Origin of the sequence: Lentzea sp. JNUCC 0626 (genome assembly GCF_043632865.1) — a bacterium.
Classification (GTDB): Bacteria; Actinomycetota; Actinomycetes; order Mycobacteriales; family Pseudonocardiaceae; genus Lentzea.
On sequence record NZ_CP171635.1, the window covers coordinates 1,699,297 to 1,716,930 of the forward strand.

Here is a 17,634-nt window from a genome sequence, read left to right on the forward strand (position 1 = left end):
TTTGATGCCGCCTGAGCCGTGGTAGCCATGGCAAAATAGTTCGGGGGAAACCGATGGCCGGTGAACAGGTTCTGTCCAATCTGGGATTAACGGCCATCGAGGAGATGTTGTACAGGTTCTTTCTACGACATCCGAATTTCGCGCCGGACCTCGACGAAATAACATTTGACACTGATCGCAACGCGATCGACCGGGCGTTCGAGAGGCTGAAGGAACTGGGCCTCGTCCGTTACCACCACGACCGGGGGGTCGTGGCAATGGACCCGGTCGTGGGAATCGAGAAGCTGATCGAGGGCCGGATCGAGGCCCTCAACGAGGAACTGCGCAGCGTCTCGGCCGCGCGGACCGCCATTCCGCTGCTCCTGGAGGACCAGCAGGCGGGCAGGCTGAGCCCCGTCTCGTCGGACATCGAGCGCATCGAGGGCCTCGACGAGATCCGCGCCCGCCTGGACGACCTCGCGTTCTTCGCCCACCGCGAGGTGATGGCGATGCAGCCCGACGGCCCGCTCTCAGCCGAGTACATCGAGGCCGCTCGCCCACTGGACCTGCGCTGCCTGCGCAGGGGTGTCCGGATGAGGACGATCGTGCTGCACGAGGCCGTGGCCGACGACCGCACGGAGAAGTACGTGCAGGAACTCGTCGCCCTCGGTGCGCACGTTCGTTCGGTGGAGCACTCCATGGAACGGATGCTCATCTACGACCGCACGGTCGCCGTCGTCCCGATGGACCCCGGCAACAGCGCGCGGGGCGCGTTGATCATCCGCCAGCCCGGCCTCGTGATGAGCATGATCGCCCTCTTCGACCGCGTGTGGAAGGACGCACGGCCGGTCCAGGCGAGCGAGCCGGCCGCAGCCACCACCGGTGAGCACCTGCAACTGCTCGAGAAGCAGATCTTGACCGTTCTCAGCAATTCCAGCAAAGACGAGATCGCGGCCCGCGAGATGGGCATGTCGGTGCGCACGTTCCGCAGGCACGTGGCCGACCTGATGACCCGGTTAGGCGCAGAGAACCGCTTTCAGGCCGCGCTGCTCGCCAAAGATCGCGGCTGGCTGTGATCAATCGCAATCACGCGGCAGCAAGCTGCACGACCCGGACAGCATGCTGAAGGTCGAGGATCTGTCGGCACCGAGCGGGAGAATGCGAATCTCTTGGTGTCCAACAGCCACCCGCCACAGCACCGGGGGAAGAAAATGTCGTTCCACATCGCACTGAGCCGCGAACTCACGATCGGTTTGTCCGGTATCGCGCTCGGCGCGGCTTTGTTGCTGAGCGCCGCCACCGCCGGCGAGGAGAGCAACGGCTGGCAGGCGGCGGGCACCACGACCGTCAGCGCCGAATGCCCCGACAGCAACGGCTGGCAGTGCACCTCCCTCTGACCCCGCGCCGCCTCCCCGGCCGTTCACAGGGCAGCCGGACAGCTCGAAGACCCAGGTGACCACCGTGCACACGCGAACGTTCCAGGTGACGCTCCAGGCCAAGGACCCGGACGTGGCCCACAACGCCTCGATAGCGGCGGCGCGACTGATCTCGCTGCTGCCGCCGGGCTGGGGCGGGAGGATCGACGACGTCGCGCGGGGAACAGTCCTGATCCTCGAGTCGGAGGTCCCGGTACCGCTCGGCACCGCTGCCGCCGTGACGGCGTCGGCCATGGCGGACGTCTCGCTGAGGGACTGGGAAGTGGGCCGCTGCACGTCGTTCTGACAGCGGCACCCCGAAGGGCCGTCACCACGCCGGTGACGGCCCTTCCGCCGTTCAGCGGGCCCTGACGACCCGGCGGCGCATCAGGTGACGGTGATCGAGACTGATGGAGCGAACGACACGCACAGCGTTCCGTCGAGGAGCAGGACGTAGGAGTAGACCGGCACTCCGGCCGCCGCAGGGCCGCGGGTCAGCGTCAGCGTCCGAGGAGACGGGTCGAAGTAGTGACTTCCCCGGGCAGCCGAATAGCCGCCCTGCGTGGAGCTTCCGCCGTTGTCCGTGATGATGACGCGCCAGTTGACGTCCCAGATCCCGGACCAGTCACTGCGCACGTACGCGCCGGTGTCCATGGTGACCCGGGAGTTGCCCAGAGCCGACATGCTCACCATGGACCATCCGCAGTCGCCGTACTTGTAGTTCGAGGCGTTCGTGCTCACCTCACCGGAGCCCGTCGCCACGAGCGCACCGGAGGGCTTGACCAGCCCGGCGCGTGCCGCGTCGGCCTGGGCCTTGGGAACGGAGTCCTGGTAGCCGTCCGGGCGAGTGATGATCTCGTAGCCGTTGGCCTCGGCGACCGCTCGGTCGAAACCGACCGCCCGCAGACCGTTCGAAAGATCGCTCGGCGCGGGTGATGACGGCGTCGCATCCGCCGACAGAGGAGCCATCGCCAGCAGGAGTACCGCCGCTGATGTCGCGATGATGGACCGCATTGCTCGCATAGTTCTTCTCGTCTCCAGAGTGGGTGAGTGCATCGGTTCCTCGCCGAGACACCGACCACGGGGCGATCGCCACACCTGGCACCTTCGCCGCCGGTCTCCTCGGCACGTACGGACGTGGTGGAGACGGTGGGCCGCTGATTCGCCGTGACCTCACCGACTTTTCGCAATCGCCAGGTCAGAGCTCGTGAGCCGGGGTAGGAAGGGGAGCGGGGAGGTAGGGCGTCGTGGGGACGGAACTGCGTCTGCTCGGCCCGGTCGAGCTGAGGGTCGGCGGCCGGGTGGTGGAAGTCGGCCATGCGCGCCAGCGGTGCGTTCTCGCGGTCCTGCTGGTGGAGGCGAACCGGGTCGTCACGATGGAGCAACTGCTGGACCGCGTGTGGGCGGATCGGTTGCCTCGCAAGGCGCGGCTGGTGGCGAGCAACTACGTGTCGCGGCTGCGGCAGGTGCTGGCAGGTGAGATCGCGATCGTGCGGCGGGGCGGCGGATACGTGCTGGAGGTGGCACCGGAGGCGGTTGATCTGCTTCATTTCCGTCATCTCGTGCGACAGGCCCGCACCGCGGACGACGCGCAGGCGCTGATGCTGCTCGATGAGGCGACTTGGCTGTGGCGGGGTGAACCGTTGGCCGGGTTGAACACCCCGTGGTCAGCCGCTGTGCGCGTCGGTCTCGAGCGGGAACGCACCGCCGCCCGCCTCGACCGCGTCGAAGTCGCGTTGCGCTGCGGCCGGCACACCGAGATGCTGCCCGAGCTCTTCGCGCTGACGGACCAGGAAGAACTGGACGAGCGCGTCGCCGGCCAGTTCATGCTGGCCCTGCACCGTGCCGGACGCACCACCGACGCTTTGGCCCACTACCGGCAACTCCGCGTCCGGCTGATCGAGCAACTCGGCACCGAACCCGGCACCGCACTGCAGGACCTCCACCACCGCATCCTCGACACCGACCCCGCCCTCACCCAGCCCGCCGCGGCCACCACGGGAGCGGCTGTCCACAGCGGCACCGCGGCGAAGGCGAAGCTGGTACCTCGGCAGTTGCCCGCGGCTCCGCGGTGGTTCGCCGGTCGTGAGGGCGAACTGGCGCGGCTGGACGAGGAGCTGGCCCTCGACGATCCCGGGCCGTGCGGACCACGATCACCATCGGTGGTCATCTCGGCGGTGGGCGGCGCCGGCGGGATCGGCAAGACCTGGCTGGTGCTCGCGTGGGCGCACCGCAACGTCGAGCGATTCCCCGACGGGCAGCTGTTCGTCGACCTGCGCGGGTTCAGCCCGGCCGCGGAACCGATGTCCCCAGCCGTGGCGGTGCGCGGTTTCCTCGACGCGCTGGGCGTCGACCCCGCCCGCATGCCATCGGACCTCGACGCGCAGGCGGCGCTGTACCGGAGCCTGGTCGCGGACCGGCGAATGCTGGTCGTCCTGGACAACGCCGCCACAGCGGACCAGGTCGTGATGCTGCTGCCGGGCTCCCCGGCGTGCACGGTGCTCGTCACCGGCCGCACCGGGCTCGCTTCCCTCATCGACCGGTACGGCGCCCGCCACCTGCGACTGGACGCGCTCACCCGGGCCGAGGCGCGCACGCTGCTGTCCGCGCGCCTCGGCACCGCCCGCGTCGCGGCGGAACCGGACTCCGTCGAGGACCTGGTCGAGCGGTGTGGAGGCCACCCGCTCGCCCTGGCGATCGCCGCCCGCAACGCCGCCACCCACCCGGCCGTCTCGCTGGCCGAGGTCTCCACCGAGCTGCGTGAGCACGGCCTGGAGATGTTCGACCACGACACCGACCCCACCGCGAGCCTGCCGGCCGTTCTGTCGTGGTCGTTGCGCCGGCTCACCGATGCCCAGCGCACCGCGTTCGGATTGCTCGGCATCGCTCCGGGCCCCGACATCACCCTGCCCGCCGCGGCCGCGCTGGCCGGCCTGCCCGCTGTCGCCGCACGCCGGGTGCTGTCGGCACTGGAGGAGGCGTCTCTGCTCGAACGACGTCCAGGCGGCCGGTACGCGATGCACGACCTGGTCCGGGTCTACGCCGCCGGCACGGCCGGAGAGTTGCCCGCGGACGTGCGGGAGGCGGCCCTGGTGCGGGTGCTGGACTTCTACCTGCACACCGCCCATGCCGCGGACCGTCTTCTGGACCCGCACCGGCATCTGCTGCAAGCGCCCGATCCGCCGATGGCGGGTGTCGATCCGCAACCGCTGGACGACGCCGACAGCGCGATGGCATGGCTCGAGGCCGAGCACACCACTCTACTGGCCAGTCAGAACGCGGCGGTGAACCTCGGCCGTCATGAGGTCGTCTGGCACCTGGCCCGGTCGCTGGACACCTTTCACCTCCGGCAGGGGCACCTGCACGAAGCACTCGCGGTGTGGCGCGCCGCCGTGGGTGCCGCCGCACACCTGCCGAATTCCGCCACCCGCAGTCGCGCTCACCGGTTCCTCGGACGTGTCTGCTCCCGGCTGGGCCTGCACGAAGAGGCCGAAGGACAACTGGATCGCGCACTCGGCCTGGCTGAACGCGACCAGGATCTCGTCGAGCGAGCGCACACCCACCTGACCTTCGCGGTGGCCCACGAACGGCGAAACGAGGACAGCCAGGCCCTGCACCACGCGCGTCAGGCCCTCGACCTCTACCGAGCCGTCGGCAACCAGGAGTGGGAGGCCGACGCGCTCAACCTCGTGGGGTGGTACGCCGCACGCCTGGGCGAGCTCGACACGGCACGGGAGCACTGCCACGCCGCCCTCGCTCTGCACAGGCGCCACAACCACCTCGACGGCGAAGCGGCGACACTGGACAGCCTCGGGTACATCGCCCACCGCAGCGGCGATCACCGGCAGGCCGTGAGCGACTATCGCCGGGCAGCAGCCATCTTCCGCAGCCTCGGTGCCGCCTACGAGGTGGCGAACACCCTGGACGGCGCAGGCCACCCCCACGCCGCATTGGGCCAGCCCGACCTCGCGTGCGCCGTCTGGCGGGAAGCGTTGGAGCTGTACCGGGAGCAGGGCCGGGACGCCGACGCCGAACGGGTGCGAGGGCAGCTCGACGGCCTCACCCGAGCACGCACGGCTCACAAGGCCGTCGTCGCAAGCCGAAGCCTGCGTGCACAGCGTTCCAGCGGCTGAGGTGCCTGCCCGGACGGTTGTTTCGCTGCTGTGTCACACAACGCGTGCGCTCCTGTCCGTGCCGGCGGTCCTGCTCGCTGGGACGCCGCCACCGAGCCCCTGCTCCGACCGGCCGCTGCTCGCGGCCGCCACGAAGCCGATCATCACGAGGCCGAAGCTCACCAGGCCGAGCGCCAGCACGATCCCGCCGTGCAGCACGACGGCCAACGCGAGGGCGGCGTGGCGCGCCCGGGAATTCCCGAGCACGCAGATCAGGATGGCCGATTCGAGCAGGATCGTTCCCCATGTGATCACAGGGGACAGAAGTGCCGAATCCGCGAACGGCACGAGTAGCGAACCAGTTCCGAAATACGCGTCCTGCATCACATGGTGCATCGCGCTGCCGTCGCGCCATTCCGGTTCCTGGAGTTTGATCCAGACCGCCTGGCCGTAGACGACCACGACCTGCAGTCGAACGGCCCAGTGGGTGATCCAGGACGCGCCGCTCCACCACGCCGGTAATGGCGTGTCCGGACGTCTCCAGTGCCAGACGCGATCGTCGGCGAGGCACAACGGGATCAACAGGAGGGTGACGATTCGGGCCACGTTCTCGCCGCCGTTGGGCACGTGCATCGCGGCGGCGAGACTGAAGGTCGCGTACCAGTGCGGAATGCACGTCCAGCGCGGCCGGTAACCCGAGGCCGCGAGCACGAGTGCGGCGATCGTGACCAGTCGGACAACGGTCTGCGCGGCCGGAGAAGTGTCTGCGCACCAGAGCGAAAGGGCCCGCAGACCGTCACATCGGGGGCCGACTGGTCCATTCGGCACAGCGGGGAATAAGTCGGTGTCCGAGGTGAACACGAGTGCGGACAGTTCCGCGATCGCGACCAGCGACCGAGCGGCGCCGAGGGTGCGCGTGCGCGGTTCGAACGCGAGCGCGCGGGCTACCGGGGTGCGCACGTGAGTTCCACGGGGACGACCCGGACGACGTGCCGGGTGGTGCCGTCCCGGCTGGGCCTCTCGACGGCGAAAACGGTGGGACCGCACGCCGCAGGGTCGGTGAAATAGCTGGTCAAGACCACTGCTGGGGTCGTGGAGACGACGGTGGCGCAGTCGGCCACGGTCGGTCCCGCGCAGTCCCGCCAGCGGTCCTCCGGCAGCTCCCGCGCCAGGGCCAGCAGCCGGACCAGGTCCGCGTAGGCACCGCGGTCGAGGCCGCCCAGGTAGTCCCGGTCACCCGCGGTCCGGGTGATCGGGACGAACGTGCCGGCGGCTTCGTCGTGGCGGTACACGACGGTGAACTCGCGCCCCGCCGCATTGGTGAAGAGTTGCATTCCGACGGGCCAGATCAACCGGAACGCGTCTCGCTGGGCGCTGATTCCCCCTCCGACGACGTCGGCGGGCAACTGGGCGGCGGCGGTCGCGAGCAGAATCACGCCGAGTGCGGCGCCGGTGAAGGCCATGCCTTTCGCGGCACGGGCCTGGGTGTCCATTTCGGTGGACATCGGACCGGAAATCCCGGTCGGTTCAGCACTCGCCCGTCGTGCACGGCCCGATGATGAGTGCCGTCTTGTTGCCTGAATCGACAGGTGTCGTGTCCGAAGCAGAGCTTGCAATGGTGATCGCGGCGAGTGCCGCGGCCGCCAATAGCGCGCCGAAGAAACCTGCGGTTCTCATTTCTTGATCCCCTCCTGGATGCGCTGAGGAACCTCCCTTCCTCATCGCTGCGGAGGGAATATGGCAGCGTTTGTCCACTTCGTCAACTGGTAACGTGGTGTGTCCGAGCGGCTCCGAAGCGTGATTCCACGTGAGGCTGAATCGGTACAGAAACCCGGGCGTATCTTTTCGCCTCTGGCCCACTCTTAAAGGTGATATCTCCTGTATTCGCCGCGGTGCCACCGTTGTCCGCCGACGGCCCACACTGGCGTACTCCGAGACGGAAAGCGTGCGGCTGAATGGATTATCGGATTCTGGGCCCGCTCGAACTGCGGTCCGCGGGGCGCCCCGGAGGGCTCGGCGGGGAGCGACAGCGCAAGCTGCTCGCGCTCCTGCTGCTCGGCGCCGGCACCGTCGTGTCCTTCGACCGGCTGATCGACGAGCTGTGGGAGGACCCGCCCCAGACCGCCCGCCGCCAGGTCTGCAACGCGGCGGCCGCGGTGCGCCGCGTCGTCACGTGGGGCGGTGGCCACCTGACGACCACCACCCACGGCTACCGTCTCGACCTGCCGGAGGGCAGCCTCGACGCGGATCTGTTCCGCGCCCGGATCCGCGAGGCGGACGTCTTCGCCGGGAAGGGAGAAACTGCGCAGGCCGTGGCGTTCCTGCAGAGCGCGCTCGACCTGTGGCGGGGACCGGTGCTGGCCGGGCTCACGTCCCCGTCGATCGACGCGGAGGCCGAGAGTCTGGGGGAGCAACGGCTGCAGGCGGTGGAGCGGCTCGCCGAGCTGCGGCTGGAACTGGGGGAGGTGACCTCGCTGCTGGGAGAGCTCGTGGGCCAGGTCGCCGAGCACCCGTTGCGGGAGTCGTTGCGCGCCACGCTGATGCGGGCACTGGATCGAGCCGGGCGTCGCGGCGACGCGCTGACGGTGTTCGAGCAGGGTCGCCGGGCGCTGGCCGACGAGCTGGGGGTCGATCCCGGTCCCGAGCTGACCGCGCTGCACGCCGAGTTCCTGCGCGTGCGGCCGGTTCCGGTGGCGGAGCCCCGCCGGTCGCCGCTCCCGTTCGACATCCCCGACTTCACCGGCCGCGAGTCCGAAGTGGACGAACTGGTCGAGGCGGTCGGCGACCGGGCGGGCGCCGTCGTCACCATCGAGGGCATGGGCGGCATCGGCAAGACCGCGCTGGCCGTGCACGTGGCGAACCGGCTGGCGGACCGCTTCTCCGACGGGCTCTGCTACGTCGACCTGCGCGGGTTCACCGCGGACACCGCGCCGCTGGTCGCGGCCGCCGCACTCGAACTGCTGCTGCGCCAGATCGGCGTGCCACCGGAGCGCATCCCGGTGGATCCGGCCGCGCGCCGCGACCTGTGGCTGACCGAGGCGTCCGGCCGCCGCCTGCTGGTGGTGCTCGACAACGCCGCCGACGCGGGCCAGGTCCGGCCGCTGCTGCCGGGCGCGTCCCGCTCCGTCGTGCTGGTGGTGAGCCGGTGCCACCTCATGTCCATCGAGGGTGCCGTCCCGGTGTCGCTCGACGTCCTGCCCGCGGCCGACGCGGTGGCGTTGTTCAGCCGGATCGCGGGCCAGGAACGGGCGAACGCCGAACCCGAGGCGGTCGCGGACGTGATCTCCCTGTGCGGCGGGCTCCCGCTGGCGATCCGGATCGCCGCCTCGCGCTTCCGGCGGCGGCCGTGGAGCGTCGCCCACCTCGCCGAGCAGCTGCGCGACCGGCAGCGCCGCGCCCGTGCGTTCACCGCGAACGACGTCAGCGTGGCGGGCGTGCTCGCCCTGTCGTACCAGCACCTCCCGGCCGACCGGCAGGAACTGTTCCGGTTGGTGTCACTCGTGCCCGGCGCCGACTTCGACGCGTACGCCGCCGCCGCGCTCGCCGGGGTGCCGGTCTGGGACGCGCAGGACGTGCTGGAGGAGCTCGTCGAGTGCAACCTGCTGATGCAGCGCAGGTCCGACCGCTACTGCCTGCACGACCTCGTCCGCGACTGCGCCCTCGACCTCGCCGACCGCGCCGGCACACCGTCCGAACTGGACACCGCGCGGCACCGGTTGTTCGACTACTACCTGCACCTCGCCGACGTGCGCGGCCGGCGCTCCCTGCCGGGACGGCGCGGCTTCGAGCCGGATCCGACGTGGCAACCGGAGCTGCCCGCCTCCGAGTCCGAAGAGGACGACGTGCGCCAGCTCCGGGCCGAGTACAAGAACATGGTGGCGGTGGCCGGGTACGCGAGCGCACACGGCTGGCACGTGCACGCGTGGCAGCTGCCGTGTCTGCTGATGCCCTACCTGACCCGCGTGGGACTGCGGTCCGGCGTGCTGGAGCTGTCCCGCAACGCGTTGAAGGCCGCTCGGGCCCTAGGCGACCGGCGCGGTGAGTCGATGGCATTGACGAACATGGCGTTCGCGTTGCGGGAGGAGGGCCGCCACGGCGAGGTCCTCGACTTCCTCGGCCGGGCCATCGCGATCAGCCGCGAGCTGGGCGACCTGCCCGCGGTCGTGGGAGGTCTGCGCGACCTGGGCGCCGCACAGGTGCAGGCGGGCATGCTGACCGACGCCGCCGGGAGCTTCGCGGAGGCGGTCGAGCTCGCGCGGTCCGTCGGCGACCAGCGGGCCGAGGTCAACTCGACCATCGACCTCGGGTTCGTCGACTGCAACCTCGGCCGCCACGCCGAGGCCGAGACCCGGTTCCGCGCCGCACTGGCGATGCACCAGCGCGGCGGCTACTCCGGCGGCGAGGTCGTGGTGCTCATCAACCTCGGCTGGCTCGCCCAGTTGCGCGGCCGCGACTGCGAGGCGGCCACCGCGCTCGAACGAGCCGTGCGGCTCAGCCGGGAGATCGGCATGAGCCGGGGTGAGTGCATCTCGTTGGCCTGGCTCGGGGTCACCTACCGCAGGCAGGGCCGGATCGCGGACGCGTTCACCGCCGGGCGGGAGGCCTTGGACTCGGCGCGGCGGATGGACCTGCGCGAGCCCGAGGGCGACGCGCTGAACGGGCTCGGTGAGACCTGCCTGGCCGCCGACCGGGTGCGCGAAGCCGAGGCGATGTTCCGCGACGCCGAGGACCTGGCGACGGCGGGCGTGCTGCCGATGGTGCGGGCACGGGCGCACGAGGGACTCGCCCACGTCGCGGCCCGCCGCGGTGAGCACGAGTGGGCGCGCACGCACTGGGAACGGGCCGTCGAGCTCTACCCGGACGGCGCGGTGGACGCGGACAACGCCCGCGCGCACCTGGCCGGCACCGGCACGGGCTGCATGCGGTGCGCGTGCGGACGACCCGAGCCCCGCACGCTGACCGTCGTGCGCGAGGTCGTGAAAGTGGGCTGACCAGCGACGACATCCGTGCATCGGTCATCGATGCGGCACGGATGCACGGCGTTGGTGCACTGCTTCCGACAGGTCGTACAGGTAGGAAGTGGTGCTCGAAGATGCTGCAGCCCGCGTTACCCGCAAGGCTGGTGGATCGGCCCTCGCTGACCGCGACGCTCGACGCCGCGGCCGCCCACCAGGTGGTCGTGGTGTCGGCGGGGCCCGGTTGGGGGAAGACGACGTCGGTCGCGGGGTGGGCGGCCACGCGCAGGGCGGCGTGGCTCGATGCCGCCGACGTGTCGCTGGAACGCCTGTCGCGCGGGCTGTTGCGCGCGCTGAGACACCGATTACCGCGCCTTCCCGCCGAGCTGATCACGACCACGGCCCAGGGCGCCGAGACGGTCGCCGCCCTGATCTGCGGCCTGCTGGACGTGCACCTCGACGAACCCCTCGTGCTGGTCGTGGACGACGCCGACGCGGTGCGCGGCGAGAGCGCCCGGCTGCTGGAGGCGTTGTGCCGCGACAGCCCCCACCGGTTCGGCCTGGTGCTGCTGACCCGCGGCGCGCTGGCGTTCGATCCCGGACCGGCCGCCGAGGTCGGCGCGCGCGAGCTCGCCTTCTCCGAGCAGGAGATCGCCGCGCTCGTCGACGGGGACGCGGGGGAGGTGCTGACGCGCACCGGCGGCTGGCCCGCGGCGGTGTGCCACGGCGAGCTGACCGAGGAGATGGCGGCGTCCGCGCTGGCGGCGGAACCTGAGCGGAACCAGGACCTGCTGCGGGCGATCGTGTTGCTGGGCAAGGTGTCCACCGCGCTCTGCGTCGCGCTCGGGTTCTCCGACGTGCGCGAGACGCTGGCCGGACTGGCCGGGCGGGGACTGGTCACCGGGCCGGACTGGCGCGTCCTCGAACCCGTCGCGGACGTGCTGCGCCAGGAAGGCCTGGAGGACGAGGAGATCCGGCTCAAGGCCGCCGTGTTCTGCGAACGCACCGGTGCGCACGCCGACGCGCTCGCGCACCTGGTCGCCGTGCGGAGGTGGGACCTGGTCTCGCAGTTGTTGCTGCGCCGCGACGAGCAGATCGTGGCCGGCGGCGACGCGGACGCGGTGCTCGCCGCCCTGGAACAGCTGGAGATCGACGACTCGCGGTTGTACCTGGTGTGGGGCTTCGCTCTGCAGCACAAGGGGGACTGGCTCGGCGCGCTGCACTGCTACGAGCAGGCGGGCGAGCACACCGTGCGGTCGTCGTGGCGCCGCGGGCAGCTGCACGCGCTGGCGGGCCAGACCGGCCAGGCCGTCGAGGTGTTCGAGCGCACGGTTTTCGACGACATCGCGTCCCTCGACGAGGTGAGGCTGCTGTCGCTCGCGGTGGGCTGGTTCCGGGAGACCGGGCGCGTCGAGCGCGCGGAGGAACTGGCGCAGCGGTGCGCCGAGTCCGCGAAGAGGTGCGGAGGACACGGCGCGTTCGCCTGGAGCAGCAGGGCTTTCGGGGTGCTCGCGGGCTTCGGCGGTGACCGGGTGGCGTTCGAGATGCACTACGGCCAGGCCGCAGACCGGACGCGCCGGGCGGGCTGCCGGATGCTGGAGCTCACGATCCGGTGCGAGCGGGCGCGGTTCCTCGCGGAGGAGTTCGGGCCGGAGCAGGCGCTCGCCGAGGTCGACGAGCTGCTCGTCCTCGGCAGGCAGGCCGGGCTCACCGGCCACGAGCAGGACTGCCGCGGCGTCCGGGCGCTGGCGGCCGTCCGGCTCGGGCGCTTCGACGACGCCCTGCGCGACGCCGGCACGTGCCCGCGGAACCTGGTGGTCAGGGCGGAGGCGCACCGCAGGCGGGGAGAACCCGGGCAGGCGCAGGCGTTCCTGGACGAGGCGCTGGTGCTGCCCGGTGCCGATCCGCTGGTGCGCGCGATGTTCGCGCGGGTCGTCGCGAGCGAGGACGTGGTCGCCGCGCGGGCCCTGGCCGAGGAAGCCGTTGCCACGAGCCAGGTGCTGCGGGTGCGCGAGGTGCCTGCGCTGCTCGCCCGCGGCTGGGTCGCGGTGCTCGCGGGGGATCGGGAGACGGCGCGGGCGGACGCGGCGACGGCCCGGTCGGTCGCGGGCAGGCGCGGTGACCGGGCGGGACTCGCGGACGCGCTGCAGCTCGCGGCGGCGACCTCGGCCGACGGACCGGCGTTGCTGGCCGAGGCCGCGATGGTGTGGCGGGCGGCGGGCGACCCGGTGGGCGCGGCGACCGCGGAACTGGCGCTGGCGCGCTCGACCGGTGCCGAGACGACGTCGTTCGAGAACGAGCTGCGGGCGCACGGGGTGCGCACCGACGTCCTGATGGCCGACGTGCTGGGCGTGGGAACGCGCCGGCGCGCGCGGATCGCCGTGCGGACGTTGGGCGGGTTCCAGGTGCTGCGCGACGGCGTTCCGGTGCCGGCCGCGTCGTGGCAGTCGAAGAAGGCGCGCGACCTGCTGAAGATCCTGGCGGCGAACCGGGGACGGGCGGTGCCGCGGCCGCAGCTCGTGGAGTTGCTGTGGCCGGACGACCGTTCGGACCGCACGGCGAACCGGCTGTCCGTGCTGTTGTCGACGTTGCGGGCCGTGCTGTCGGTGCCGGGTCTGCCGGCCGACGCCGAACCACTGGTGGCGGACCGCGACACGGTGTCGCTCGACCTGTCCTTCGTGGACCTCGACGTCGCCGGGTTCCTGGACGCCGCGAGCACCGCGCTCGTGGCGGACCGGCGCGGAGACCCGGCCGCGGCGTCGTTGCTGACCGACGCCGACGAGCTCTACCTCGGCGAGTTCCTGGCCGAGGAGCCCTACGAGCAGTGGGCGGTCCAGGTGCGCGAGGAGGTCGGCGCGCGGTACACGGCCGTGCTGCGCGCGTTGGTGCGGCTGGTGCGCGACCCCGACCTGCAGGTCGGCTACCTGATCCGGATGCTCGAGCTCGACCGCTACGACGAGAGCGCGCACGTGCGGCTGGTGCGGGCGTTGCGGGCCGCCGGACGGCACGGCGAGGCGCGGCGGCGGTACCAGGTGTACCTGGAGCAGATGCGCGACATCGGGGTCCGGCCCGCCGAGCCGGATCTGTTCGGCGCCTGCGGTTCGGAGGTTCTTCGGGCGGGCTGAGCCTGCTCTTCGGCGACCGGGGCCGTCGTTCGTGCCAGCACTGGTGCGAACGGCGGCCCCGGTCCCGTTTGTGCTGGCAGGACAGGCATAAGACAGCCGTCAGGTTTCCTGAAGGGTGCGCTAAGACCCGATTCGTAGCTTCGTCTGGTGAACGAAAACGGGGGAAGCGGCTGGCTCGTCCGGCCGAAGCCGAGGCCGGGCGCGGCAGTGCGGGTGGTGTGCCTGCCGTACGCCGGGGGCGGCGCGTCGGCCTACTGGGACTGGGCGGACCTGCTGGGCGTGTCGGTCGAGGTGTGGGTCGCGGCGTTGCCGGGCAGGGAACGGCGTTTCGGCGAACCCGCGCTCACCGAGGCCGCGGCGATCACCGGACCGCTGGCCGAGGCGATCCGCGCGGAGATCGCGGCACCGGTGGTGCTGTTCGGCCACAGCATGGGCGGCTTGCTCGCGTTCGACGTGGCCCGGCGCCTGGACGGGCTGGCCGAGCACCTCGTGGTGTCCGCGGCCAAGGCGCCGCACCTCGCGTTCGGCGGCGCACCCCACCTGCTCGACGACGCGGGCCTGCTCGACTGGATGTCCACGCTCGGCGGTGTGCCCGCGGACCTGCTGGCGCACGAGGACATGCTCGCGCTGATCCTGCCGACGCTGCGCGCCGACCTGACGGTGTGCGCCGGGTTCCACGGCACGCGCGACGTCGTCGGCGTGCCGGTCACCGCGTTCTCCGGCACCGACGACCCGCTCGCGACCGTGGCCGACGTCGCCGCCTGGCGGCACCACACCGTCGCCGGCTTCGACCTCGTGGTCCGGCCGGGCGGCCACTTCTACCTCAAAGACGATCCGGCAGCGGTGACGAGCGTCGTGCGGTCGCTCGCGGCCAGGGAAGGTGTGCAGTGACCGACCAGTTCCCCGCGACGCGGGGCCAGCAGCAGATCTGGTTCTCCGACCAGCTCGCGCCGGACGTCACGTTCAACACCGTGCCGGTGCACGTGGAGATCACCGGCGAGCTCGACACCTACGCGCTCGCCACCGCGTTGAACGCGGTGATCGACCGGCACGAGCCGTTGCGCACCAGCTACCGGCTGGACGGCGACGACCTCGTGGCGTCGGTCGCGCTGGAGGCCCACGTGTCGATCGCGGCACGCGACCTCCGCGACCTCGCACCGGCCGAACGCACCGCGCGCGCCGAAGCGTTGGTAGCGGCCGAACTCGCCCGGCGCGTCGACATCACGTCCGGGCTGCCGTTGCGGATCGTGTTGCTGCGCCTGGAGGACGACCGTCACCAGCTCGTGCTGCTGGTGCACCACATCGCGATCGACGGCGCGTCCGTCGCCGTCATCCAGGACGAGTTGCCGCGCTGCTACCAGGCCGCGGTCGACGGAGGGGACGTCTCGCTGCCGCGGCCCGCGGTCGCCTACCGCGACATCGCGCCGCTCGCCGGCGGCGTGGAGCACTGGCTCACCGAGCTGGCCGACCTGCCGGAACCGCTGGAGTTGCCGGCCATCCGCACCCGTCCCGCGCCACCCGACTTCGCCGCCGACTCCTTGCCGCTGGTCGTACCGGAGGACCTGGCGAACGCGGTTCGGCGAGCGGCGAGCACGCACCGGTCGTCGTCGTTCATGGTGCTGCTGAGCGCGTTCTCCGTGCTGCTGCACCGCTTGACCGGCTCGTCGGACGTCGTGGTCGGCTCGCCGTCGGCCGGCCGGGAGCACGCCGACACCCATGAGCTGGCCGGCTACTTCGTGAACATGCTGGCGCTGCGGGTGCGCCTCGGCTGGGACCCGACGTTCGGCGAGGTGATGGACGTCGTGCGCGGCTCCGTGCTGGACGCGCTCGACCACCGCGACGCTCCGTTCCACGAGGTCTGCTCCGCGCTCGGGCAGACCGGGGACGGCGACCGGCACCCGGTCTTCCAGATCGTCTTCGCGTCCCCGCCGCCGCTGGCCGGTCCGCTGGCCGCCGGCGGGTGCGTGTTCACGTTCGTCCAGGGCACCAGCGACCAGAGCCTCTACGACCTCGAACTGCAGCTGCCCGACCACGGCAGCGGCGAGATGCGCGGCTGGGTCAAGTTCCGCACGGCGCTGTACCGGCGCGCCGACGTCGTCGACCTGACCGAGCGCTTCGTCACCGTGCTCGGCCAGCTCACCAGCGCGCCGGACACGCGGCTGTCGAACCTGTCGTTGCTCTCCGGCGACGAGCACGGCCGGATCGTCCGCGACCTCAACGCGAACGCCACCGCGTACCCGGCGGACTCGACGCTCGTCGAGCTGTTCGAACAGACCGTCGACCGCTTCGCCGCGGACGTCGCCGTCGAGTTCGGCGGCGTGCGGCTCACCTATGCCGAACTGGACCAGCGGGCCAACCGGCTCGCCGCCCACCTCGGCACCCTCGGCGTGGTGACGGGAACGCCCGTCGGCATCCTGCTGGAACGCGGCGTGGACTGGATCGTCGCCGCGATCGCCGTGCTCAAGGCCGGTGGTGCGTACCTGCCGCTCGACCCGGAGTACCCGCTCGACCGGCTGCAGTCGTTGTGCGAGGACGCCTCCGCCGCCGTGGTGATCGCCGGCCGCGCCGTCGAGCTGGACGTCGAGCTGGTCGACCTGTCGACGATGGTCTTCAGCTGCCCGGCGGACCGTCCACACCGGACACTGGTCGCGGACGACCTCGCGTACGTGATGTACACGTCCGGGTCGACCGGCATGCCCAAGGGCGTGTGCGTCAGCCACCGCAACGTGGTCCGGCTGGTCCGCGACACGAACTACGTCGACTTCGCGCCCGGTGACCGGGTCGCGCAGGCCTCGACGACGACGTTCGACGCGGCGACGTTCGAGATCTGGGGCGCTCTGCTGAACGGCGGTCGTCTGGTCGGCCTGCCCAAGGACGTCGCGCTCGACCCGGCGGCACTGGGGGAGTGGTTGCGGGCCAACGCGATCGACACGTTGTTCCTCACCACGTCCGTCGCGATGCACGTGGCGCGCGAGCTGCCGGGCGCGTTGTCCGGCTTGCGCTACTTCGTGTTCGGCGGCGAGCAGCCGGATGAGCACGCGATCGCCGCGCTCGTCGCCCACCCCGGCGGTCCCCGGCACGTCGTGAACGGCTACGGCCCGACCGAGACCACGACCTTCGCGTCGAGCCACGAGTGCGAGCGTGCGCCAGGCCGCATCCCGCTGGGGCGCGGGCTGAGCAACACGCAGCTCTACGTGCTGGACCAGTACCTGGAGCCGGTTCCGCCGATGGCCGTGGGCGAGCTGTGCGTCGGCGGTGACGGCGTCGGCCGCGGTTACGTCGGGAACCCCGCGCTGACCGCCGACAAGTTCGTCCCGGACCACCTGGGCGGCAAGCCCGGCGCACGGCTGTACCGGACCGGCGACCTCGCGCGGTTGCTGCCGGACGGGGCCTTCGAGTACCTGGGCCGGGCCGACCGCCAGGTCAAGATCCGCGGCTTCCGGATCGAGCCGGGCGAGGTCGAGGCCTGCCTGCACTCGTCGGGGCTGGTGCGCCAGGCCGTGGTCGTGCCGCTTCCGGACGCCGCCGGTGACGTCCGCCTGGTCGGGTACGTCGTGCTGGAGCGGGCGGGCGAGGAGCAGCTCGACGAACTGGCGCGGCACGTGCGCGGCGCGTTGCCCGCCTATCTGGTGCCGTCCGCGCTGGTGCCGCTGGAGTCGTTGCCGTTGACCCGCAACGGGAAGCTCGACCTGCGCGCGTTGCCGGACCCGGAGATCGCCGCGGAGGAGGAGCTCGACGAGCCGCAGACGCTCACCGAGGTCGCCGTCGCGAACCTCTGGCGCCAGGTGCTCGGCGCGGAGTCGGTCGGGCGCGACACCAACTTCTTCGACTGCGGCGGCCACTCGCTGAAGGCGGCGAGGATCCTCGCCCGCGTCGAGAGCGAACTGGGTGTCCGGCTGCCGATGCGGTCGCTCTTCGACCACCCGACCGTCGCCGGCATCGCGACCGAGGTCGACCGGTTGCGCGACACCACACCCGTACCCGTCGGCGTGATCCGGACCGAGGCCAGGGCCTCGCGTTCGGTCGCCGACCTGCTCGATCTGTGACT

The 17,634-nt window shown here is 71.5% G+C and carries 12 protein-coding genes; 8 read left to right on the forward strand and 4 right to left on the reverse strand.

The window, feature by feature from the left end; all coding sequences use genetic code 11:
* Positions 1-53 precede the first annotated feature (53 nt).
* From JNUCC0626_RS07690 to JNUCC0626_RS07700, 3 genes are all read left to right on the forward strand, one after another.
* A complete protein-coding gene (locus JNUCC0626_RS07690) occupies positions 54-1,055 on the forward strand; it encodes a hypothetical protein (protein ID WP_394618972.1) in 1,002 nt (333 codons plus the stop codon).
* A gap of 135 nt (positions 1,056-1,190) precedes the next feature.
* Positions 1,191-1,376: a hypothetical protein gene (locus JNUCC0626_RS07695; RefSeq protein WP_394618973.1), complete on the forward strand. Its 186-nt coding sequence runs from the start codon at positions 1,191-1,193 to the stop codon at positions 1,374-1,376.
* A gap of 64 nt (positions 1,377-1,440) precedes the next feature.
* On the forward strand, positions 1,441-1,701 hold the full coding sequence (locus tag JNUCC0626_RS07700; protein ID WP_394618974.1) for a hypothetical protein: 261 nt from the start codon (positions 1,441-1,443) through the stop codon (positions 1,699-1,701).
* 80 nt (positions 1,702-1,781) lie between these two features.
* Here JNUCC0626_RS07700 and JNUCC0626_RS07705 read toward each other — a convergent pair whose 3' ends face one another.
* Positions 1,782-2,408, reverse strand: coding sequence for a hypothetical protein (locus tag JNUCC0626_RS07705; RefSeq protein WP_394618975.1), 627 nt, complete (start codon positions 2,406-2,408; stop codon positions 1,782-1,784).
* A gap of 233 nt (positions 2,409-2,641) precedes the next feature.
* Between JNUCC0626_RS07705 and JNUCC0626_RS07710 the strand changes: the two genes are divergently transcribed.
* A complete protein-coding gene (locus tag JNUCC0626_RS07710) occupies positions 2,642-5,527 on the forward strand; it encodes an AfsR/SARP family transcriptional regulator (protein WP_394618976.1) in 2,886 nt (961 codons plus the stop codon).
* A 33-nt stretch (positions 5,528-5,560) separates the two neighbouring features.
* Here JNUCC0626_RS07710 and JNUCC0626_RS07715 read toward each other — a convergent pair whose 3' ends face one another.
* From JNUCC0626_RS07715 to JNUCC0626_RS07725, 3 genes are read right to left on the reverse strand one after another with little or no spacing between them, the layout of a single operon-like run.
* Entirely contained in the window at positions 5,561-6,466 is a 906-nt protein-coding gene (locus tag JNUCC0626_RS07715) for a sporulation-delaying protein SdpB family protein (protein WP_394618977.1), read from the reverse strand.
* Complete coding sequence (locus JNUCC0626_RS07720; protein ID WP_394618978.1) at positions 6,451-7,011, reverse strand: hypothetical protein; 561 nt, start codon at positions 7,009-7,011, stop codon at positions 6,451-6,453. The genes JNUCC0626_RS07715 and JNUCC0626_RS07720 overlap by 16 nt, the downstream gene beginning before the upstream one ends.
* Positions 7,012-7,033: 22 nt before the next feature.
* Positions 7,034-7,183 carry a hypothetical protein gene (locus JNUCC0626_RS07725; protein WP_394618979.1) on the reverse strand — a complete coding sequence of 50 codons (150 nt, stop codon included), beginning with the start codon at positions 7,181-7,183 and terminating at the stop codon, positions 7,034-7,036.
* Between the two features lie 278 nt (positions 7,184-7,461).
* Between JNUCC0626_RS07725 and JNUCC0626_RS07730 the strand changes: the two genes are divergently transcribed.
* From JNUCC0626_RS07730 to JNUCC0626_RS07745, 4 genes are all read left to right on the forward strand, one after another.
* Entirely contained in the window at positions 7,462-10,497 is a 3,036-nt protein-coding gene (locus JNUCC0626_RS07730) for an AfsR/SARP family transcriptional regulator (protein WP_394618980.1), read from the forward strand.
* A gap of 101 nt (positions 10,498-10,598) precedes the next feature.
* Positions 10,599-13,586 carry a BTAD domain-containing putative transcriptional regulator gene (locus JNUCC0626_RS07735; protein ID WP_394618981.1) on the forward strand — a complete coding sequence of 996 codons (2,988 nt, stop codon included), beginning with the start codon at positions 10,599-10,601 and terminating at the stop codon, positions 13,584-13,586.
* A 147-nt stretch (positions 13,587-13,733) separates the two neighbouring features.
* Positions 13,734-14,477, forward strand: a complete 744-nt coding sequence (locus JNUCC0626_RS07740) for a thioesterase II family protein (RefSeq protein ID WP_394618982.1) — start codon at positions 13,734-13,736, stop codon at positions 14,475-14,477.
* Positions 14,474-17,632 (forward strand): non-ribosomal peptide synthetase, encoded by a 3,159-nt coding sequence (locus JNUCC0626_RS07745; protein WP_394618983.1) that lies wholly within the window; start codon positions 14,474-14,476, stop codon positions 17,630-17,632. The genes JNUCC0626_RS07740 and JNUCC0626_RS07745 overlap by 4 nt, the downstream gene beginning before the upstream one ends.
* Positions 17,633-17,634 lie beyond the last annotated feature (2 nt).